Annotated in this window: 21 protein-coding genes and 1 tRNA gene; 2 read left to right on the forward strand and 20 right to left on the reverse strand. The window is 55.0% G+C overall.

The window, feature by feature from the left end:
* Positions 1-31: 31 nt before the first annotated feature.
* The gene (locus tag JET16_RS24555) at positions 32-1,081 is read right to left on the reverse strand and encodes a sugar-binding transcriptional regulator (RefSeq protein ID WP_199621541.1); all 1,050 of its coding nucleotides are present in this window, start codon (positions 1,079-1,081) and stop codon (positions 32-34) included.
* Between the two features lie 295 nt (positions 1,082-1,376).
* On the opposite strand from JET16_RS24555, the gene JET16_RS24560 reads away from it, so the two are divergent.
* Together JET16_RS24560 and clpP are read left to right on the forward strand one after the other, a co-directional pair.
* Positions 1,377-1,451: transfer RNA gene (locus tag JET16_RS24560), tRNA-Arg, on the forward strand.
* A 125-nt stretch (positions 1,452-1,576) separates the two neighbouring features.
* On the forward strand, positions 1,577-2,191 hold the full coding sequence (gene clpP / locus JET16_RS24565; RefSeq protein WP_267908749.1) for an ATP-dependent Clp endopeptidase proteolytic subunit ClpP: 615 nt from the start codon (positions 1,577-1,579) through the stop codon (positions 2,189-2,191).
* Positions 2,192-2,302: 111 nt separating this feature from the next.
* Here clpP and JET16_RS24570 read toward each other — a convergent pair whose 3' ends face one another.
* The 19 genes from JET16_RS24570 to hisD form a co-directional block, all read right to left on the reverse strand.
* The gene (locus tag JET16_RS24570) at positions 2,303-3,061 is read right to left on the reverse strand and encodes an SIMPL domain-containing protein (protein WP_199621546.1); all 759 of its coding nucleotides are present in this window, start codon (positions 3,059-3,061) and stop codon (positions 2,303-2,305) included.
* A gap of 82 nt (positions 3,062-3,143) precedes the next feature.
* Entirely contained in the window at positions 3,144-3,932 is a 789-nt protein-coding gene (gene map, locus JET16_RS24575; RefSeq protein ID WP_199621547.1) for a type I methionyl aminopeptidase, read from the reverse strand.
* A gap of 174 nt (positions 3,933-4,106) precedes the next feature.
* Positions 4,107-4,376 (reverse strand): HPr family phosphocarrier protein, encoded by a 270-nt coding sequence (locus JET16_RS24580; protein ID WP_199621548.1) that lies wholly within the window; start codon positions 4,374-4,376, stop codon positions 4,107-4,109.
* A 101-nt stretch (positions 4,377-4,477) separates the two neighbouring features.
* Positions 4,478-5,413: a DNA-binding protein WhiA gene (gene whiA / locus JET16_RS24585; protein WP_199621549.1), complete on the reverse strand. Its 936-nt coding sequence runs from the start codon at positions 5,411-5,413 to the stop codon at positions 4,478-4,480.
* A 6-nt stretch (positions 5,414-5,419) separates the two neighbouring features.
* Positions 5,420-6,415, reverse strand: coding sequence for a gluconeogenesis factor YvcK family protein (locus JET16_RS24590; RefSeq protein ID WP_199621550.1), 996 nt, complete (start codon positions 6,413-6,415; stop codon positions 5,420-5,422).
* 14 nt (positions 6,416-6,429) lie between these two features.
* Positions 6,430-7,317 (reverse strand): RNase adapter RapZ, encoded by an 888-nt coding sequence (rapZ, locus tag JET16_RS24595; protein WP_199621552.1) that lies wholly within the window; start codon positions 7,315-7,317, stop codon positions 6,430-6,432.
* Between the two features lie 40 nt (positions 7,318-7,357).
* On the reverse strand, positions 7,358-8,314 hold the full coding sequence (locus tag JET16_RS24600; RefSeq protein WP_199621554.1) for an ROK family glucokinase: 957 nt from the start codon (positions 8,312-8,314) through the stop codon (positions 7,358-7,360).
* Between the two features lie 459 nt (positions 8,315-8,773).
* Complete coding sequence (locus JET16_RS24605) at positions 8,774-9,106, reverse strand: hypothetical protein (RefSeq protein WP_199621557.1); 333 nt, start codon at positions 9,104-9,106, stop codon at positions 8,774-8,776.
* 65 nt (positions 9,107-9,171) lie between these two features.
* Positions 9,172-9,453 (reverse strand): hypothetical protein, encoded by a 282-nt coding sequence (locus tag JET16_RS24610; RefSeq protein ID WP_199621560.1) that lies wholly within the window; start codon positions 9,451-9,453, stop codon positions 9,172-9,174.
* A 165-nt stretch (positions 9,454-9,618) separates the two neighbouring features.
* Positions 9,619-10,572: a thioredoxin-disulfide reductase gene (gene trxB / locus JET16_RS24615; RefSeq protein ID WP_199621562.1), complete on the reverse strand. Its 954-nt coding sequence runs from the start codon at positions 10,570-10,572 to the stop codon at positions 9,619-9,621.
* Positions 10,573-10,642: 70 nt separating this feature from the next.
* Positions 10,643-12,385: a tetratricopeptide repeat protein gene (locus tag JET16_RS24620; protein ID WP_407673187.1), complete on the reverse strand. Its 1,743-nt coding sequence runs from the start codon at positions 12,383-12,385 to the stop codon at positions 10,643-10,645.
* Between the two features lie 89 nt (positions 12,386-12,474).
* Positions 12,475-13,416 carry a ribose-phosphate diphosphokinase gene (locus JET16_RS24625; protein ID WP_233532220.1) on the reverse strand — a complete coding sequence of 314 codons (942 nt, stop codon included), beginning with the start codon at positions 13,414-13,416 and terminating at the stop codon, positions 12,475-12,477.
* 53 nt (positions 13,417-13,469) lie between these two features.
* Positions 13,470-14,279 carry a histidinol-phosphatase HisJ gene (hisJ, locus tag JET16_RS24630; protein WP_199621564.1) on the reverse strand — a complete coding sequence of 270 codons (810 nt, stop codon included), beginning with the start codon at positions 14,277-14,279 and terminating at the stop codon, positions 13,470-13,472.
* Between the two features lie 799 nt (positions 14,280-15,078).
* Positions 15,079-15,768: a bifunctional phosphoribosyl-AMP cyclohydrolase/phosphoribosyl-ATP diphosphatase HisIE gene (gene hisIE / locus JET16_RS24635; protein ID WP_199621566.1), complete on the reverse strand. Its 690-nt coding sequence runs from the start codon at positions 15,766-15,768 to the stop codon at positions 15,079-15,081.
* Positions 15,765-16,523 (reverse strand): imidazole glycerol phosphate synthase subunit HisF, encoded by a 759-nt coding sequence (hisF, locus tag JET16_RS24640; RefSeq protein WP_199621568.1) that lies wholly within the window; start codon positions 16,521-16,523, stop codon positions 15,765-15,767. Before hisF ends, hisIE begins: the two co-directional genes overlap by 4 nt.
* Before the next feature lie 36 nt (positions 16,524-16,559).
* A complete protein-coding gene (hisA, locus tag JET16_RS24645) occupies positions 16,560-17,324 on the reverse strand; it encodes a phosphoribosylformimino-5-aminoimidazole carboxamide ribotide isomerase (RefSeq protein ID WP_199621569.1) in 765 nt (254 codons plus the stop codon).
* Between the two features lie 6 nt (positions 17,325-17,330).
* The gene (gene hisH / locus JET16_RS24650) at positions 17,331-17,963 is read right to left on the reverse strand and encodes an imidazole glycerol phosphate synthase subunit HisH (protein ID WP_199621570.1); all 633 of its coding nucleotides are present in this window, start codon (positions 17,961-17,963) and stop codon (positions 17,331-17,333) included.
* An 8-nt stretch (positions 17,964-17,971) separates the two neighbouring features.
* Positions 17,972-18,568 (reverse strand): imidazoleglycerol-phosphate dehydratase HisB, encoded by a 597-nt coding sequence (hisB, locus tag JET16_RS24655; RefSeq protein WP_325176775.1) that lies wholly within the window; start codon positions 18,566-18,568, stop codon positions 17,972-17,974.
* Positions 18,569-18,573: 5 nt separating this feature from the next.
* Entirely contained in the window at positions 18,574-19,863 is a 1,290-nt protein-coding gene (gene hisD / locus JET16_RS24660; RefSeq protein WP_199621602.1) for a histidinol dehydrogenase, read from the reverse strand.
* Between the last annotated feature and the right edge of the window lie 15 nt (positions 19,864-19,878).

Below are 19,878 nucleotides of genomic sequence, written 5' to 3' on the forward strand. Positions count from 1 at the left end.
CAGCCGAATTTCGCCGCAGCCCGTGCAGTCGTCAAGAGAACTTAAACATGTTTTGCGCGGCCGCTTCGTCGGTGATGAGGACGTCTTCGTGGCCGTTCTTCAGCACGGCCGCGATCGATTGCGCCTTGCTTGCTCCTCCCGCAACCGCGATTACGGTTTCGGTCCGTTCGATATCCTCGAGACGAAGTCCGACGGTGGGCATCTTGTGGACGACCAGGCCATCCCGGTTAAAGTAATACCCGAACGCTTCCGCAACCGCTCCATCTTCCTGCAGCTTGCGGATCGTACCTTCGTCCAGCCTCCGGCGTCTCGCCATGACGAGCGCTTCTCCTATACCGTGCACAACGATGCGGGCGCGGCGTACGATGTCGGCCACTTCGCGAATTTGCGGCTCGCCCATGAGCGATTGGACCGCTTCTTCGCTTACGTCGTCCGGCACATGCATCAGCCGGTATTCGCCGCCGGTCTTCTTCGCCATTGCCGAAGCGATTGTGCCGGCCTGCAGCTCGACGCGCTCTCCCAGTCCGCCGCGGGCCGGCACATACAATGCTCCGCGCAGCTGGGGGGTGGCGCTCAAGTGCTGGGCCACCTCCACAATGGTGGAACCGCCCGTAACGGCGATGACGGCGCCTGCGCCGGCGGCTTCGGGCGCCGAGTCCGCCGCGGCGGCTTTGGCCAGCGCGGCCGCGCCCGCTCTCCCGAGCTCGCGCTTCGCGAGCAAGTCCGTGTCGCAGTCTCCGGGCACGACGACCACTTGCCACAGCCCGAACGCGGCCGCGATCCGGTCTTCGAGCTCGGTAAGGCCGAACCACTCCTTCATCATGGGCTCCATCTCGTCGAGAAGCTTCAGACCGGCATCGTTAATGCGCATCCCGGACGGATCGATCTCGACAAGCCCTTGCCCTTTCAAAAACTCGGTTTCGGCTCGCAGGACGCGCTCGGTCATATGTAACGCCGATGCCAGCGTTCTCCGGCCCACCAAACCCGAATACCGGATTTGGCGGAGGATCGTATAGCGCTTCTTTAGTGTTTCCACAATATCCGGCGCTAAAAGTTTTTGTATTTCTAGAACGGCCCGCACGGCGAACACCCCTACCGCTGTCAACGATGGATCGGCAAAGGCCAACACATTCCATTGTGTCCCTAAACCTGTTTCACAAAACCGCTGGACTCAAAATGTCCCGGTCATGCAAAATGAGTCCCACTCGCCGCAAAAAAAATTGATTTCTGTAGTTATTGTACTTGAATCGGGGTGCGGTTGCAACCTTTTTCCATGCCTAATTTTCCGCCCGTAGCTCCCATCATTCGGCAGTGCGCAAACACTTGATTTTTATTCGCCGTTATCATATACTTATCTTCGCTGTCCTTATTATTATGCGCTCGTGGTCCAATGGATATGACGCAGGCCTCCGGAGCCTGAGATCGGGGTTCAATTCCCTGCGAGCGCGCCATACATATGAAGCTGGAGCAATCGATCATGGATCGGTTGCTCTTTTTGCTATAAAACTCATTGTTTGACCTTCTTTGACTTTACAGGCGGATTGGAGTATGATGTTGTTGGTAACAATAAATAACAATGTTGCGAACGGAGGAATGGACTAATATGAATATGAACTTGGTTCCTATGGTCGTGGAGCAAACGAACCGCGGCGAGCGTGCTTATGATATTTACTCTCGATTGTTGAAGGATCGCATCATTTTCCTGGGAACGCCGGTGAACGACGTTGTTGCGAACAGCATTATCGCTCAATTGTTGTTCTTGGCGGCAGACGATCCGGAAAAAGATATCTCCCTGTACATTAACAGCCCTGGCGGCTCAATCACGGCCGGCATGGCAATCTACGATACGATGCAGTACATTAAACCGGACGTCGCAACAATTTGCGTAGGCATGGCGGCGTCTATGGGCGCCTTCTTGCTGACGGCGGGCGCGAAAGGCAAACGTTTCTCCCTGCCGAACGGAGAAGTAATGATCCACCAGCCGCTCGGTGGAGCCGAAGGCCAAGCGACGGACATTGAAATCCGCGCGAGACGCATCTTGAAGATGCGCGATAAGTTGAACCGCATCTTGGCAGACCGCACGGGTCAGCCGCTCGAGCGCATCGAGAAGGATACGGACCGCGACTATTTCATGACGGCGGAAGAAGCCCGCGAGTACGGTCTCGTGGACAAGGTTATCGAGAAACTGTAACGTTTGTTGGTGTAAGGCGGTGGAGCGCTCCGGCGATTCGCCGCTTTTTTTTGTGAAGAAGAGCTGCAACAAAAAAACCGCCCCAACCCGACCGGGCAGGAGCGCCTTATGTTACATCTCGTATGTCACAGTTACCGAAGTCGTGTACTCCAATTCGCCCGGCTGCACCGATGTCGAGGCTCCGTCGGCGGCCGCCGACTCACCCTTCGCCATCGGGTAGTAAGGAGGCGCATCGTTGTTCACACCGTGCTGCTGCACATTGAGCACGCCCTTCAACGACCGTTTCGCATACTTCGCGATCGCCCCGGCTTTCACTTCGGCGTTCGCCATCGCCTTCTCAATCGCCTGCAGCTCGTACTCCTCGCTCTTCTCCGTGCCGAACTGAATGCCGTTCATCCGGTTGGCTCCCGCTTTGGACACCGCGTCCAACAGCTGGCCCAGCTTATCCAAATTGCGGTACGTTACGACAATGGAGTGATCCGCCGTATAACCGGAAATGACCGGCTGGCCTTTATCCGGATAAGAGTATTCCGGATTCACGTAAAAACCGTTCGTCTTAATGTCTTTCTTCGCAATGCCGAATTTTTCGATAAGCGCTTTCTCAACAGCCGCAAACAACTTGGCATTCTCCGTCTGCGCCTCGTTCGCCGTCTTGCCCTTTGAGAACACTCCGATGTTTACATACGCGACATCGGGTTGGATCATGATTTTACCTTGGCCCGTTACCGTAATAGTCCGCGTCTCGACCTGTTCCGCCGCCATTGCCGTTCCTCCCCGCAGCGTGTCCGCCAGCGAAGGACCGTACAACGGCGCCGCCGCCAACAAAGCGCCGGCCAGCGCTGCCGCAACCCAACGTTTCACACCGAACATATATCATTCTCCCTCCAGTGATTTTCACATTTGTAGACGATATGTCGGGGAAAAATGTTGCCGGCAGACCGGGACAAATTCATCAAAGTTTCGTTAAAATGATCGGCTCGCTTTCCGTCACGATAACCGTATGTTCGAATTGGGAAACGAAACCGCCGTCCGGCAGCAGCAGCGCCCAACCGTCGTCGCCTTCCTCCACGTACTGAGCGCCGCCTGTCGCCAAGAAAGGCTCTATCGCAAGCACCATGCCTCTCTTCAACAAGCGCCGGTCGCGCGGTTCCGGATAGCTGAAGATGTGCTCGGGCTCTTCATGAAGCTTGAGCCCGATGCCGTGTCCCGTTAAATTGCGGATGACGCTGTAGCCGGAATCCCTCGCCACCTTCATCACCGCTTTTCCGAGCTCGCTTATTTTTGCGCCGGCTTTCGCCTTCGAAAGCGCGGCATATAACGCCTTTTCGGATGCGGCCAGCAGCTTAAGCTTCTCCATATGAGCGGAAGCCATAACATTAGCGTTCCGATGCGCACCGGGACTGGTCCCCACTACCATCGTAGCCCCCGTATCCGAATAATAGCCGTTCAACGCCGCCGACACGTCAACATTTACGATATCGCCCTCTTGCAGCGGCCTTGCATTTGGTATGCCGTGAGCCGCACACCGGTTGACGCTGATGCAGGTCGCTCCGGGAAAGTCATATTCTTTACGCGGCGCCGACACCGCTCCGTGTTCCGCCAAAACCCGTTCGCCGACCCGGTCCAATTCCAATGTCGTAATTCCCGGCCGAACAGCCAGCAACATCGCTTCCCTCGCTGCCGCCACCGCGCGTCCGGCCTTCTTCAGGCCTTCAATATCCGCTTCGGATCCGACAATCATAATGTACCTCCCTTGAATGAAAAAAGCTTCCGCTTGTCCGGAAGCCGCTCTTCTTTCCGATATAGAATGTTTATGTTCAATACAATTATTATGTGACGAAAACATTCTGTACCAAGAAAAACTTCCTCAAAATCGCGGTCGCTCTTCCTTGAATTAATCCGAAAGAAGTTTTTCTTATTGATTCTCTAGTTCTTCCTTGCTTACCAAAGCTACTAAAGCGGTTACAGCTTGCTCTGCGTCAGAACCGTCCGCGCTGATGTAAATCTCGGTTCCAGAACTGATCGCTAAGCTCATAATACCCATAATGCTCTTCGCGTTGACTTTCTTCTCGTCCTTCTCGACAAATACTTCGGATGAGAATTTATTCGCTTCTTGCACGAATAGAGCCGCGGGTCTGGCGTGAAGACCGGTTTTCAATTTGACGACCACTGGCTGTTTCGTCATGAGTCCAATATCCCCCTAACGTCACAAGACGATCATTCATGTTTTTTCCTATTATAGCATTATTCAAACCTTGACACTAGAATGCGAACAACATTTGACCGTTATTTTGATGAATTTCTGTATTTGTCGGCCATTTCGTCGATTTTTCGCAAACGATGATTTACTCCCGATTTACTTACGTTGCCTTTTAACATTTCCCCAACCTCCTTCAGGTTCAAATCGGGGTATTTCAACCGGATCTCCGCCACTTCCCTCAGTTTGTCCGGCAAATTTTCCAAGCCCACTTCTTCCTCCAGCAGCTTGATATTCTCGATTTGCCGAACGGCCGCGCCGATCGTCTTGTTCAAATTAGCCGTTTCGCAGTTCACGATCCGGTTCACGGAATTGCGCATATCGCGCATGATTCGCACGTCTTCGAATTTTAGCAGAGCCTGGTGCGCCCCGATGACGCTCAACATTTCGATAATTTTTTCACCCTCTTTAATGTAAAGAACGTAACCTTTCTTCCGTTCGATACAGCGGGCGTTCAGCTTAAACTTATTCGCGAGATCGCATAAAGCCCGGCAGTGCTCCTCGTACATCGACGCGATTTCCAAGTGATAAGAGGAACCTTCCGGATTATTGACAGACCCTCCGGCCAGGAAAGCGCCGCGCAAGTACGCTCGCTTACAGCATGCCTTCTTCACGATCTCCGGCTCGATGCCGGGCGTGAATTGAAATCCTTCTTTAATGATGTGCAGCTCCCGAAGCAATTCTTCCACCCGTCCCGGGACCCGAACCATGTATATGTTGTTTTTCTTAAGCCGCATCTTCTTTCGTACAAGCACTTCCCCATGCACTCCGAACGTTTGCTTAAGAAGGGAGAAGATGCGTCTTGCGATTGCCGCATTTTCCGTCGATATATCCAAGACGATCTTGCCGCCCGTAATTTGAACGGATCCGTTCATGCGGATAAGCGCGGACAGCTCGGCTTTCGTGCAGCAATCTTCCCCTTCGATAAACGTTAATTCCTTTTTCGTTTGAGCGGCAAACGACAAACGGGATCACCTCTTCTTGCTCATCCCGTCTTCAACCAAGCGATAAATATGGTCGCTTAATTTACGGGCGTCATGGCGAAGAACGCCTTGGAACAGCGCCAGCTCGTCGGCGATGATACGATAGTTCATTTCGTTCAAGCGTTCCAAGTCGAGCTTTACGACGTCCGCACCCTTCTCTGCGTATAAACTGCGGACGTTCCTTGGGATGTCGCTATTATTTACAATAACATATTGAAAAAGTCCGTGCCCTACATGGTCGGCCAGCGCATTGACATGTTCGCTCACGGTGTACCCGTCCGTTTCGCCGGGCTGCGTCATCACATTGCATATATATACTTTGGGGGCACCGGCGGCGCGAATCGCCTCCGGAATGCCGGGAACAAGCAAATTAGGCAAAATACTGGTATATAAGCTGCCCGGACCGAACACGATTCCATCCGCTTGGCCGATCGCTTCAATCGCCTCCGGCAGCGGCGTTACTCCCGGCGTGTCGATAAACACCCGCTTAATTCGTCCGCCGGCTTTCGGGATCTTCGATTCGCCGACGATAATCGTGCCGTCTTCCATCTCCGCTTTGAGCACAATCGCTTCGTGCGCGGCGGGAAGCACACGCCCGCGGACTGCAAGCACGCGGCTAAGCTCTTTAATGCCGGAAACAAAATCTCCGGAAATATCTTTCAAGGCAGCCAAAATTAGGTTTCCCAATGTATGCCCTGCTAATCCGGTGCCGGACGAAAATCGGTATTGCAGCATTTCGCTTAAAACCGGCTCGACGTTCGCAAGCGCGCTTAGTACGTTGCGGATGTCGCCGGGCGGCGGCATCTGCAATTCGTCGCGAAGCCGTCCCGAGCTTCCGCCGTCGTCCGCCACCGTCACAATCGCGGTGATATCGATCGGCTTTTGTTTCAAACCGCGCAGCATGACCGACAAGCCGGTTCCGCCGCCGATGACGACCACCTTCGGGAGCTTTGCTCCGAGGTGCGCTATATCCGTATTCTCCATCGGTTCGCTCTCCTCTAATGCCGATCTCGTTCAGAATCGCGATGGCTTACGCGAACCGATTCCGTTTCGCCCCCGCCGAACGCTTTGCCTAAATATTCGGCGATGGCTACCGAGCGGTGCTTGCCCCCCGTACAGCCGATTCCGACAACGACTTGGCTCTTGCCTTCTTTCCGGTATTGGGGGATAAGGAAATTGAGCATATCAAGCAGCTTCGCCAAGAACGTCTGAGTTTCGTTCCATTTCATCACATAGTCGTATACATCCTGATCCTTGCCCGTATTCGGGCGCAAGTGGTCGACATAATGAGGATTCGGAAGAAATCTGACGTCAAAGATGAGATCCGCGTCGATCGGCACTCCGTATTTAAAGCCAAACGAAATAATATTCAACGAAAGCTCGTTATTGCCGGTTTCGGTGAATCTTGACGCGATCCGCTCCTTCAAGTCGGCAGGCTTCAGACTGCTGGTGTCGATCACTTGAGTGGCGAGACCTTTAAGCTCCTCAAGGAGCACCCGTTCATGGCGGATGCCTTCCAGCGGCGCTCCGCCCGGTGCAAGCGGATGGCGGCGGCGGCTCTCTTTGTAACGCTGGACGAGCACCGAATCCGTCGCGTCCAGATACAAAATTTCATATGTGAGCGTGTAATTGTTCTTTATATAATGAAGCGATTCGGACAAAGCCGTGAAGAACTCGCGCCCGCGCAAATCGATGACGAGCGCCACTTTCCCGATCCTTCCCTGGGATTGTTCGATCAGTTCCGCAAATTTAGGAATCAGAACCGGGGGCAAATTATCGACGCAGAAAAAACCGAGGTCTTCCAAGCTCTGAACCGCTATCGTCTTTCCTGCGCCGGACATGCCGGTAATGATGACGAGTTTGGCAGGCGTTTGGGCTGCTTCCATGTCGCGTATGCCTCCGTTCTAATTATTGTTGAATCGGTGTTTATAAAGCTCTCAAATGCAAACCGGCCGCTCCAACGACACCCGCGTCGTTGCCAAGCTCCGCCGGTACGATATCCACATATGCCCGAGCCGGTTCCGGAGTATATTTCGTAAACACTTCCCGTACCGCGTCGAACAAAATATCGCCTGCCCGCGCCACGCCTCCGCCAAGGATGAAACGCTGCGGATTGACGATGACCGCGGTCGCCGCCATTGCTTTGCCGAGATAAAAAGCCGCGCGCTTCACAATGCGGACCGCCACTTCGTCGCCGTTCCTCGCCGCGTCGAACACGTCTTTCGCCGTAATTTCCCCGGCATCCGACAGGCTGGTCCGGTCTCCGCGCTCGACGGCGTCTTTCGCCATCCGGATAATGCCCGTCGCTGAAGATACGGTTTCCACACAGCCGTATTGACCGCAGCCGCATTGGATCGCTTCCATATCCGGCACCACCTGCACATGGCCAAGTTCGCCGGCCATGCCCGAGAAGCCTTCGTAAATATGGCCGCGAATAATGATTCCGCCTCCTACGCCCGTTCCAAGCGTATATACGACGACGTTGTCTATGCCTTTGCCTGCGCCGCCCCACACTTCGCCGAGCGCCGCCACGTTAGCGTCGTTGTTCATTTTCACCGGTACTGAAAGCTTTTGCTCAAGCGTTGCTTTAACGGGGACATTTTTCCAGCCCGGCAAGTTGGGAGAATGGCGCATAATCCCTGCGGGAATGTCCATAAATCCGGCCATGCCGATGCCGACGCCGGCCAGCGCTTCCCAATTCAAGTTGTTATCGGCGATGATTTTACGGACATACGTTGCTATGTTGTCGAGCACGGCGTCCGGTCCGTTCTCCGCACCCGTAGGACCCTCATACGTATGAAGAAGTTTCCCTTCTTCGCTGCAAATGCCCAGCTTAATCGTTGTGCCGCCGATATCGACACCCACATATATGCGTTGAGACATGCGGATTTCCACCTCGTTACCGTTGTTGTTCTGTACCAACTATAAGTCAACAGACCCGGGAGGTCAAGGAAGTTATGCGGCGAATCAAGCGGTTGTAACGATTTACCTGCATCATATATTATGGTTAAGATTGGTAAAATGATACGGCAAAGTGATGTTGTGCCGATACGGTTGTTTTGCGGTCCCCATGTCCTCGAGAGGCGATTTTTACTTAGGTGAATTTCATGTTCTTAACGCAAGCAATGTTGCATCAATAGTTAGACTTAGTGGAATTCTTTGTACTTAATATAGACGCACACATCAAATTTTCCGGAATTCGAGCATATTAAGTCCAAGATATTCCACTAAGCCAACCGCAACCTATACCGGCCTGATAGATAAGTACAAAGATTTCCGTTATCATAAGAAAAGCTTCTTCGAAGTACATTCAAGAAAGCAGTACCGCGATTTTTCTTAGGGTTATAGTATGAATTTAGACAAGTCTTTCTCCAATGTGTACTTTCGGACCCGTTCCAATCTGTCGCTTGCCGCGAGAACCTCTTTGTCGACTAGTCCCTTAAGCAACTTCCTCGCTGTCTTTTTCTCAAGACCCGTCCATTCCGCCACCTCTCTCGGAGTCACGGTCTCCAATTCAAATTGCTTCATGCGCCGCACTACCTTTTCCTCCTGAATAGTCAGCTTCATTTGCTCAATAACATCCCCGCCCATCCCGAACAACCGCCCCATCATTTGTTGGATGACCCGCCGGCAAATTTGCTCATTCTCGTTTATGTAATCGTATGCGAAATACATGATGTGCCAGCCGTCATTCGCAAGGTCGCAATGCCGAATCCAATCGTCGCCGAACTTCCAACGGGTTATATTGCGCCAATGCGGCCGAAACCGAGTATCTCCAACGCAATCTTGTAATACCTCCGTATGTACGCAAAATCCAAGTACCTCTTGCCGCCTTTGAAATCGACGACTTCATATTCCGGATGCAGATCATCCAACGATCCAACCACCGGCCACCACACATTTTCCAAAAACAGCTTCTCCGGCTCCCCGTGACCTTCTTCTAACCGCCGCAACCGTTCCCCTTCACTCTTTGACTTATGGTCCGCCAACCATTTCTCATACGCCGCATTAAAATCGCTCATCATGAAACCTCCCATGTTTAGAAAATAAGAAACCCACTTACGGACCGCGTTTTAGCTGAAGGATTTCTTGAAACTCCACAATTAAAAAACGCCGCCCGACCCGAGTCCCCTCGAGTCGAACGGCGCGTTCTTCGCGTCCGCAAACTATCCGCAAACTATCCGTAATTATTTCGACAACGCCTGGCTCCACTCGCTAGCGTGGCTGCCTTCCAAGAACCGCTCGCAATCGAGCGCCGCCATACAGCCGCTGCCGGCTGCCGTAATCGCTTGGCGATACTTGTTGTCCTGCACGTCGCCGCAGGCGAACACTCCAGGAACGTTCGTCTCGGAGCTGCCGGGCTTAACGAGAATGTATCCGACCTCATCGGTTTCGATTTGACCGCCGAGAAACTTGGTGTTCGGCGTATGGCCGATCGCGATGAAGATGCCGTCGGTCTCAAGCAATTCATCAGCGCCGGTCTCGTTGTTGCGCATTTTCAAGCCGGTCACGCCCTTCTCGCCGGCAACGACTTCAACCGGCGTGCGGTTGAGCGCCCACTTGATTTTCTCATTCTCGCGCGCGCGATCCTGCATGATCTTGGACGCCCGAAGCTCGTCGCGGCGGTGAACAACCGTCACTTGCGTCGCGAACTTCGTCAAGAAGGACGCTTCCTCCATCGCCGAGTCGCCGCCGCCCACGACGACGATCTTCTTGCCGCGGAAGAAGAAGCCGTCGCAAGTCGCGCAAGTGCTCACACCGCGGCCGACGTTGTCTTTCTCCCCCGGGATGCCCAAATATTTCGCGGATGCGCCCGTAGAAATAACCAACGCCTCCGCCAGCAATTCCCCTTGGCCTTCCACGCTCAGCTTAAACGGACGCTTGGACAAGTCGACGCCGTTCACCCAGCCCGTCTTAAATTCCGCACCGAAGCGTTCCGCTTGCTTGCGCATATTGTCCATTAATTCCGGTCCCATTATGCCTTCTGGAAAACCCGGGAAATTCTCCACCTCGGTGGTGGTGGTCAATTGTCCGCCCGGCTCCGGACCTTCGATAATGAGCGGATTCATATTAGCGCGGGCCAAATAGATGGCCGCGGTCAACCCGGCGGGACCGGTTCCGATTACGATAACTTTGCGCATAGTTTCTCCTCCTTCTTTATTAGAATTATTCTAAACTAATAACGACTATTTTTCAATACTTCGCACGGAGCTACAAGTTCTCGTGAAAATTGGCGAAGATCGAGCTCATCTTTTGGCGCAGGCCGCATACTTCGTCAATCATCTTCACGTTCTTGCTGATCGTTGTAATCGAAGCTCCGTACCGAAGGGACACTTCTCGATAAGAAATCGGACGCCGGTGCATCTTCGCGGTTAAATATTCGAGCGCTCCCGACCAGCCTTCCTTCTTCCCGATCTTCGGAACGGCGGGATATAGCCGAGATAAAAACTCGACCCAAAGCGTCACCATATCATGCTGTTGGATGATGTCGTACCGCTTCGACATTCTGCCGACCGCCAAATCAAGCACGCCTTGCCAGCTATCGTTCCAGACCGGGAGATTCGGGGAATACACCCCTGTATCGTATTTCACCTCGCGGCCGCCGATCACCGCATCCAACGGATCCTTCGCTCCCATGCTTCGCAATACGAATATCGCGACCTTCTTCACATAGTCGTCTTCATCGCTTTGCATGATCAATTCCCGCAGCGCCGCTTCCACTTCGGAGTCGGCGACCGGGCCGTACGCCTGGATCACTTGAAGCTTCGTATCGCGGTCCCCGTGGCGAAGCGCCCAGAAGAACGAAGAGCGAAGCAGCGGGTCGTTGCGCAGCCGTTCCGGAAACGCGCCTTGCCCCCGCTGCAGCTGGCGAAGCTGCTCTTCGAACGGCAGATGATAATGATAGCTTACGGTTACGGATGCGGAATCCGACGTTCCGCTCAATACGGAGTCGACCACGCTCAAATAAAACTTCGGTATATCCGAGCCCGGGTCGAGCTTCTCCGCTTGCTTCCAAAGACGGTGCGCCTCCGGATACTTGCGGGTGTTATAGCACGAAACCGCCGCATAGTGATAAAGACACGGGTCTGTTCCGCCGGCGTCGCTCTTCAACAATCGGCGGAAGTGCCGGTACGCCGTTTCGTGATGGCCGAGAATCCCCATCGTCGTAGCGAGCTTAAATACGTGCTCCTGATGGAAAGGGTATGTTTTGTCAAGGAGACCGACAAGTTCGTCCAAGCCTTTCCGGTCGCCGGAATGCTGATAAAAGATGGCCAAGTTGCACAAAGCGTGCAAGTTGCCCGGATCCGACTCCAATACCCTTCTCACCGACGAGAACGAATCTTCAAGCCTTCCCACGTAGTAGTATCCCAAAGCCAAGTTATTATGAGCCGCCAAGAATTCCGGATGAGCGTTCACCAGCTTCTCCAGCAGCTTGATCGCTTCCGTGAACTTTCCTTCTTCAAGGAGCGAGCGGGCCCGATCGTGTTCGAACCAGCCTTCGCGGCTTTTGATATTCGTCACCTTCATCGGCCGCTCCAATTCGAAGCTGAGCAGTTCGATCATTTCCTCGGATTCGTCGAGGAAATGCCCGTGCGGATCATGCTCCAAATAATGGATAAGCGCCTTCTCTGCCGATTCGAAATCTTCCATGTTGGCGTAATTGTTCGCCATATAGAAATAGCATTCCGTCATCGACGGATCCACCGTGTCGATAACGTTCCTCAACACATTATTCGATTCCGCGTAATTGCCCATTTCGGACAAAATACCGGCCATATTGCAATGATTTACCGGATTTTCGGGTTCGTACTCGACGGCCCGCCGAAAATATTTCAACGCTTTGTCGTAACGATACCGATCCAAGGACTGCACCGCCCTTTCAAAAAAGAACGTGGCATCCATTTGGAGCGGAATGATTTTGCGTCTAGGTGTCAGATGCTTGGTCTTTTCCAAGTGCGATAGGCACCTCCGTCCTTGACCCTAAAGAAATTTCACCAAGAGTATAACACAGTTCCGGGTAAAACCGTATAGTCTTGCGCGCCCTATGTTATACCGCCGCTTTTGAACAGTACGGAGATTGAACCGCCCTCGTGAATGATACGGACGGCATCGGCAAGAAGCGGAGCGACCGATAACACTTGAATATTCGGAGGGAGCACTTCCGGAAGCGCGATCGAATCCGTCACCATGACGCGATGGATCGCCGGATGATCCAACAGCTTAAGCGCTTCTCCGGAAAAAACGGGGTGCGAGGCGCATACGATTACGTCGCGGGCACCCTTCTCCTTCAACCCTTCGACTACGTTTACGATCGTCGAACCCGTATCGATCAAATCTTCGATAACGATCGGCGTGCAGTTCTCGACTTCCCCGATCACGTGCGTAATGACCGATTCGTTATGCGCCGGACGCCTCTTGATCATAATGGCGAAAGGCAAATCCAGGTAATCCGCGCCGGCAAGCTTCTCCGCCACCTTCGCGCGGCCGGCGTCCGGCGATACGACGATCGGATTCGGAACGTCCAGCTTGCGAAGCTCGTCGCAGATCAAGTCGAGCGCCGTCAGATGGTCGACGGGGATATTAAAGAAGCCTTGTATCGCAGGCGAATGCAGATCGATGGTGACGACGCGGTTGGCGCCGGCGGTGGTGAGCACGTCAGCGATCATTTTGGCCGAAATCGGTTCGCGCGGCGCGGATTTTCGCTCTTGGCGGGCATAGCCGTAATACGGAAGCACGAGATTGATGGTACGGGCCGAAGCTCGCTTCGCCGCATCGATCATGACGAGCAGCTCCACGAAATGTTCGTTGATCGGCGCGGAGAAAGACTGGACCAAAAACACGTCGCAGTTGCGGATCGACTCTTCGTAATGCACATATATTTCGCCGCTTTTGAACCGGGATATTTTCACCCGGCCAAGCTCCAGCCCGAGCTCCTTGCACATGGCGGCCGCCAGCCGGGGATTCGACGAGCCGCTGAACACCATCACTCTATCGCTATGTATGTTCACGCGATATGGCCTCCTTGGTTGATAATGTATTAGAATTGTACCATGAATCGTTCCTTTTGCGAAAATGTCGCCAACTCCCCGTACCCTACCTCTTTCAATAAGGCTGCGGCGCGGTCCAGGTACTGTCCGACCCGTTCCGGAAGATGGGCGTCGGAGCCTAGTGTAACGGGGATCCCAAGCGCCCGGCAGCGTTCGAGAACGGCACGGCTGGGAAACGATTCGTTCACCGTCATTCGCCACCCGGACGCGTTGATTTCGATCGCAAGATCGTTCGCCCGGATCGTCCGCAGCGTCTCTTCGATCGAGTCGGTGTGGTCCCTCTCCGGTTTCGACGGGGCGTACCGCTTCACGACGTCCAGGTGGCCCATGTAAGTGTAGAAGCCCGTGTTTGCGGCTTTACGGACGGCGTCGTAATATATTTCGTACACCTCGTCGATGTGACGGGCTTCCCAGCCGGAAAGCTGCCGGAAATCCGTGATGTCCCATTCGCCCAAGAAGTGTACCGACCCGATGACGTAATCCCAGGGATAGCCGGTAACGATCCGCTCGATTTGCTCCTCGTATCCTTCGATATAATCGCCTTCGAGGCCAATTCGGATGTCGATGACGCCGCTGTACTTATGCTTTAGCTGCGAAGCTTCCTCGAAATATCTCGGCAGCTCCTCCATCGGCATCGCCATGCCGGGGAAATACGTGTCCGGATCGACGTGAAGCAGCGGCATATGATCGGAGACGCCGATCTGGTCCAATCCGATGTCGACGGCTCGCGAAATATATTGCTCAAGCGTTCCCTCGGCATGGCCGCAGCGAACGTGATGCGTATGATAATCGATGCGCATGTTGATGGGCCTCCTTATGGTGCATTTTCCGTCTTACAACCGGAGTTCCTCCGGTTATTCGGCGTCGCGGACTCACTTTTGAGCCTTGTAATCGCACTTTCTCCGGCTATTTGGCGTCACGGACTCGCTTTTGCGCCATGTAACCGGACTTTCTCCGGCTATTTGGCGTCACGGACTCACTTTTGAGCCTTGTAACCGGACTTTCTCCGGCTATTTGGCGTCACGGACTCGCTTTTGCGCCTTGTAACCGGACTTCCTCCGGCTATTCGGCGTCTCGGACTCTCTTTTGAGCCTTGTAATCGCACTTTCTCCGGCTATTTGGCGACACGGACTCTCTTTTGCGCCTTGTAACCGGACTTCCTCCGGCTATTCGGCGTCTCGGACTCTCTTTTGAGCCTTGTAATCGCACTTTCTCCGGCTATTTGGCGACACGGACTCTCTTTTGCGCCTTGTAACCGGACTTCCTCCGGCTATTCGGCGTCTCGGACTCTCTTTTGAGCCTTGTAACCGGACTTTCTCCGGCTATTTGGCGTCACGGATACACTTTTGTGCCTTGTAACCGGACTTTCTCCGGCTATTTGGCGTCACGGACACCGTTTGAGTACCAGCTAATAATTTGTGCAGGGGCAGCTGCCGGGGTAGCATACGACCCTATCGACAGCAAAAAAACCTTAAAGCCGCGTGTCACGGCCTTAAGGTTAAGATTCCGATCGAAGAAAAACTTCTATCGAAGTACCTTCAAGGAAGAGCGACCGCGATTTAAAGGAAGTTTTTCTTGGTAAAGAAAGTTCTCGCCACTTCAATCCTTTAGTGAACTTAAACTTTCTTTATCTTTCGGCTTATGGCGCCGCTCCAGCTCTTGCAGCACATCATCCAACGGAAGCTTCTGTTCCCGCAGCAGCACCAGCAGATGAAATATAAGATCGCTCGCCTCATACCGCAGCTCCTCGGCGCTGCGGTTTTTCGCCGCAATAATGACCTCCGCCGCTTCTTCGCCGACCTTCTTCAATATCTTATCCACGCCCTTGTCGAACAAGTACGTCGTATAAGCTCCTTCCGGTCGCTCATGCTCCCTCTCGGCGATTGTGCGCTCCAACGTCTCAATAATGGCAAAACGATTCGCCGCCCCCGCACGCTCCCCCTTCTCCCCGACCTGCATGCCGTCGAAGAAACAGGTATACTCCCCGGTATGGCAAGCCGGACCGGCAGGCAGCGCTTCGATCAGCAGCGTATCCCCGTCGCAATCGAGCTGCACGGAAACAACCTTCTGCGTATTTCCGGAAGTCGCGCCCTTGTGCCACAGTTCTCCGCGCGACCGGCTCCAAAACACCGTCTCGCCCTTCTCAAGCGTCAAGCCCAGTGACTGTTCATTCATATACGCCATCATGAGCACGTCTTTCGTGTTCGCGTCCTGAACGATCGCGGGGACAAGTCCCCGTTCGTCCCATCGAATGCGGCTCAGCAGCTCCTCGCGTGCGATCGTCGTCACCGGACCTCCACCCCTTTATCCCTTAGATGATCCTTCACTTCATGAATCGTCATTTCTTTATAATGAAAAATGGTTGCGGCCAACCCGGCGTCAGCTTTCCCATCCGTAAAAACTTGCGAGAAATGCTCCACCCGTCCCGCGCCGCCCGATGCGATCACCGGAATGCCGACCGATTCGGACACCGCCCGCGTCAGCGGCAAGTCGAAGCCGTCCTTCGTTCCGTCGGCATCCATCGAGGTGAGCAGCAGTTCCCCGGCGCCGAGCCGTTCCGCTTCCTTCGCCCACTCAACCGCATGAATTCCCGTCGGCTTCCGTCCGCCGTGAGAGTACACTTCCCAGTCGCTCCATTCCGCATTGTACCGGGCGTCGATCGCGACAACGATGCACTGGCTGCCGAATTTGCGGGCTCCTTCAGTAATAAGCTGCGGAGTTTTCACCGCCGCCGTGTTGATCGCCGTCTTGTCCGCTCCGGCTCGGAGCAGACGCTTCATATCTTCGGTGGATGCGATGCCGCCGCCGACCGTGAACGGGATCGTAATTTCGCCGGCCGTCTGGCGGACGACGTCCACCATCGTCGCGCGGCCTTCATGCGAAGCGGATATATCGAGAAACACGAGCTCGTCGGCGCCTTCGCGGTCATACAGCGCCGCCAATTCGACGGGATCGCCCGCATCGCGCAGGTTGACGAAGTTGACTCCTTTCACGACACGGCCGTCTTTCACGTCCAGACACGGGATGATACGTTTAGCTAGCATTGGAAAAAGTCCCCCTTTGGGCTGATTCGCCCGCGGCTACTGCATGCCGTAGCGGCAAAATGCAATTACATCGCGATACGGGAGCCGCCCGCCGAAAATATCGAGCGCGCTGCCGATCGTAATGTCGAGCTTGCCGCCCGTGATGCTGAGGAAGCGTTCGAGGTCGGCGAGCGACCTTGCGCCTCCGGCGTATGTCGTCGGAATTGCCGTCCATTCCGCCAATTGGGCGGCGAGCCTTTCCTGCACGCCCTCGCGCTTGCCCTCCACGTCCACTGCGTGAATGAGGAATTCGTCGCAGTACCCTTCGAGTTCGGCAATATTCGAGGCGTTGACTTCAAAATCGCTGAATGTCCGCCACTGATTCGTCACCACATAATACTTGCCGTCCCGCTCCTTGCAGCTCAAATCGATGACAAGCCGCTTTTTGCCGACCTTGGAGACGATCTTGTCCAGATGATCCATGTTCAGCTTGCCGTCTTGAAAGATGTATGAAGTGACGATGACATGCGAAGCGCCGAGCTCCAGAAAGTGTTCGGCATTGTCCGCGTTAATGCCGCCGCCGATCTGCAATCCGCCGGGATAGGCGCGCAGCGCTTCTTCCGCCGCCGTTTCGTTGCCGCCGCCTAACATGATGATATGGCCGCCGGTCAAACCGTCCTCCCGGTACATGGACGCATAGTAGCCCGGCGAATGCCCGGAAACGAAGTTTTCCACGACGCGGCTCGGGTCCGGCTGCAACGTTTCGCCGACAATCTGCTTCACTTTGCCTTGATGAATATCGATACAAGGTCTGAATTTCACGGTCCATTATCCTTTATGTGCAGAGGTTTGTGCGGCCGACACGCTAAGCTTCAGAAAATTGCCGAGCAGCCGCATGCCGAGCTCGCCGCTTTTTTCCGGATGGAACTGCATTCCGAACACGTTGTCCCGCCCGACGATCGCCGTCACGGGCTGGTGATAGTCGGTCGCCGCGAGCAAATCGTCCGCTCGCTCCGGCTTCGCGTGGTACGAGTGCACGAAGTATACGTACCCCTCTTCCAAGCCGTCAAACAGCGGGCTCTTCCGGCAAAAAGAAAGCCGGTTCCATCCCATATGCGGCACTTTGAAATCCCCTCGGAATCTCTCCACGCGGCCGGGTAGCAGATTCAGCCCTTCATGGCGTCCGTGCTCTTCGCTTTCGGTGAATAGAAGCTGCATGCCGAGGCAGATGCCCAACAGCGGCTTGCCGCCAGCAGCATATTCCTTAACGACGGCATCCAACTTCATATCGCGCATGAGGGACATCGCGTCGCCGAAAGCGCCGACGCCGGGCAGGATCGCAGCGTCCGCGGAGAGAATGGCTTTGGGGTCCGCCGTTACAACCGCCTCGCAACCGAGCCGTTCGACCGCCTTGCTGACGCTGTGGAGATTACCCATACCGTAATCGATAATTGCGATCATGATCGTTGTTAGAGCACTCCTTTCGTCGAAGGAACTCCTTGCACCCGGGGATCTATGGACGTCGCTTCGTCTAAAGCGCGCCCCAGCGCCTTGAACACGGCTTCGATCATATGATGAGTATTTCGCCCGTAATGTACGATGACGTGAAGCGTAATTCGCGACTCCAGAGCGAACTTCCATAGAAATTCGTGGAACAGCTCTACGGAGAACGTGCCGACGTTCGCGGACGGAAATTCCGCGCGGTATTCCAAATGCGGGCGGTTGCTGATGTCGATGACGACCTGCGCCAGCGCTTCATCCATAGGCACGAACACGTTCGCATACCGCTTGATGCCGCGCTTGTCGCCGAGCGCCTCCTTCAAAGCTTGCCCCAAGCATATGCCGATATCCTCCACTGTATGGTGATCGTCGATCTCCACGTCGCCGCGCGCCTCGACAGCAAGATCGAAATGACCGTGCTTCGTAAACAGATCGAGCATATGGTTTAGAAAAGGCACGTCAGTCTCCAGCTTGGAGTCTCCCGTACCGTCAATCGCGAAAGTCAGCTTTATATCCGTCTCATTGGTCCTGCGTTCAATGCCCGCCGACCGCTTCAATTCACTCATCGTGTTCACGTCCCCCGGTTCGATTCCATTCTTACGCTTATGGCTCGCGCGTGTCCCTCAAGGCCTTCGTGCCGCGCAAGCGTCATGATCTTGTCTCCGTTCGCGAGCAGCGCTTCCCGCGTGTACGAAATGAGGCTCGACCTCTTCACGAACGTGTCGACGCCAAGCGGCGAGAAAAACCGCGCCGTGCCGCTGGTCGGCAGCACGTGGTTCGGACCGGCGAAGTAATCTCCGACCGATTCGGCGCTGTACGGCCCGAGGAAGACGGCTCCCGCGTTCTCGACGCGGCCGAGCCAATCGAGCGGATTGTCCACCAGCAGCTCCAGATGCTCCGGCGCAAGCCGGTTGCTGGCCTCGAACGCCTCCTCCAACGTATCTACGAGGAGAATCGCGCCGTGCCGCTCGATCGACTCGGCGGCGATGTCGCGCCGGGGCAGCTGCGCAAGCTGCTTCTCCACTTCCGCGCTCACACGCTCCGCGAGCGCCGCCGACGGCGTAATGAGCACGGCGGACGCCATCTCGTCATGCTCCGCCTGCGACAGCAAGTCCGCCGCCGCATACGCCGGATTGGCACCTTCGTCGGCGATGACGACGATCTCGCTCGGTCCCGCGATCGAGTCGATGTCGACGACGCCGTATACGAGCCGCTTCGCCAGCGCGACGTAAATATTGCCCGGCCCGACGATTTTATCGACGGCCGGAATCGTCTCCGTACCGTATGCGAGCGCGGCGATCGCCTGCGCTCCGCCGACGCGGTACGCTTCGGTAACGCCGGCTTCCGCCGCCGCTACAAGAATGTACGGGTCGATCCCTTCCCGTCCTGCCGTCGCCGGCGGCGTCACCATTACTATCTCGCGTACGCCCGCAACCGATGCCGGAATGATGTTCATCATCACCGAAGACGGGTAAGCCGCCTTCCCTCCGGGAACGTACACACCGACTCGGCGCAAGGGCCGAACGATTTGTCCAAGCGTCGTGCCGTCGTGCTGCACGTCGATCCAAGATTGGCGCCGCTGCTTCTCGTGATACGCCCTTATGTTCGCGGCTGCCGCCCGAAGCGCCTCCACGAACGCCGGTTCCACGCGGTCGTAGGCTGCACGCAGCTCCTCCGGCGAAATGCGCAGCGCATCCGGAGTCAACTCTACGCGATCGAACTGCCTTGTATACTCCAACACCGCCGCATCGCCTTCGGTCCGTACCCGTTCAATGACGGAGCGCGCCGTTTGCTGCTCCTCCAAGTTGCCCGAATCCACTCTTCGATCCAATTGAAACTCGCCCGCCCGGATGATGCGCATCATTTTTCCTCCTCC

The sequence above is a fragment of the Paenibacillus alkalitolerans genome (genome assembly GCF_016482785.1).
GTDB lineage: Bacteria > Bacillota > Bacilli > Paenibacillales > YIM-B00363 > Paenibacillus_AE > Paenibacillus_AE alkalitolerans.

What these genes read in the sequence shown, in the direction of transcription:
- clpP (WP_267908749.1), top strand. Translation starts at nt 1,577, where the DNA reads ATGTTGCGAACGGAGGAATGGACTAATATGAATATGAACTTGGTTCCT.
- JET16_RS24570 (WP_199621546.1), bottom strand. Translation starts at nt 3,061, where the DNA reads ATGTTCGGTGTGAAACGTTGGGTTGCGGCAGCGCTGGCCGGCGCTTTG.
- map (WP_199621547.1), bottom strand. Translation starts at nt 3,932, where the DNA reads ATGATTGTCGGATCCGAAGCGGATATTGAAGGCCTGAAGAAGGCCGGA.
- JET16_RS24580 (WP_199621548.1), bottom strand. Translation starts at nt 4,376, where the DNA reads ATGACGAAACAGCCAGTGGTCGTCAAATTGAAAACCGGTCTTCACGCC.
- JET16_RS24590 (WP_199621550.1), bottom strand. Translation starts at nt 6,415, where the DNA reads ATGGAGAATACGGATATAGCGCACCTCGGAGCAAAGCTCCCGAAGGTG.
- rapZ (WP_199621552.1), bottom strand. Translation starts at nt 7,317, where the DNA reads ATGGAAGCAGCCCAAACGCCTGCCAAACTCGTCATCATTACCGGCATG.
- JET16_RS24600 (WP_199621554.1), bottom strand. Translation starts at nt 8,314, where the DNA reads ATGTCTCAACGCATATATGTGGGTGTCGATATCGGCGGCACAACGATT.
- JET16_RS24605 (WP_199621557.1), bottom strand. Translation starts at nt 9,106, where the DNA reads ATGTATTTCGCATACGATTACATAAACGAGAATGAGCAAATTTGCCGG.
- JET16_RS24610 (WP_199621560.1), bottom strand. Translation starts at nt 9,453, where the DNA reads ATGAGCGATTTTAATGCGGCGTATGAGAAATGGTTGGCGGACCATAAG.
- trxB (WP_199621562.1), bottom strand. Translation starts at nt 10,572, where the DNA reads ATGCGCAAAGTTATCGTAATCGGAACCGGTCCCGCCGGGTTGACCGCG.
- JET16_RS24625 (WP_233532220.1), bottom strand. Translation starts at nt 13,416, where the DNA reads ATGGTGTTCAGCGGCTCGTCGAATCCCCGGCTGGCGGCCGCCATGTGC.
- hisJ (WP_199621564.1), bottom strand. Translation starts at nt 14,279, where the DNA reads ATGCGCATCGATTATCATACGCATCACGTTCGCTGCGGCCATGCCGAG.
- hisF (WP_199621568.1), bottom strand. Translation starts at nt 16,523, where the DNA reads ATGCTAGCTAAACGTATCATCCCGTGTCTGGACGTGAAAGACGGCCGT.
- hisH (WP_199621570.1), bottom strand. Translation starts at nt 17,963, where the DNA reads ATGATCGCAATTATCGATTACGGTATGGGTAATCTCCACAGCGTCAGC.
- hisB (WP_325176775.1), bottom strand. Translation starts at nt 18,568, where the DNA reads ATGAGTGAATTGAAGCGGTCGGCGGGCATTGAACGCAGGACCAATGAG.
- hisD (WP_199621602.1), bottom strand. Translation starts at nt 19,863, where the DNA reads ATGCGCATCATCCGGGCGGGCGAGTTTCAATTGGATCGAAGAGTGGAT.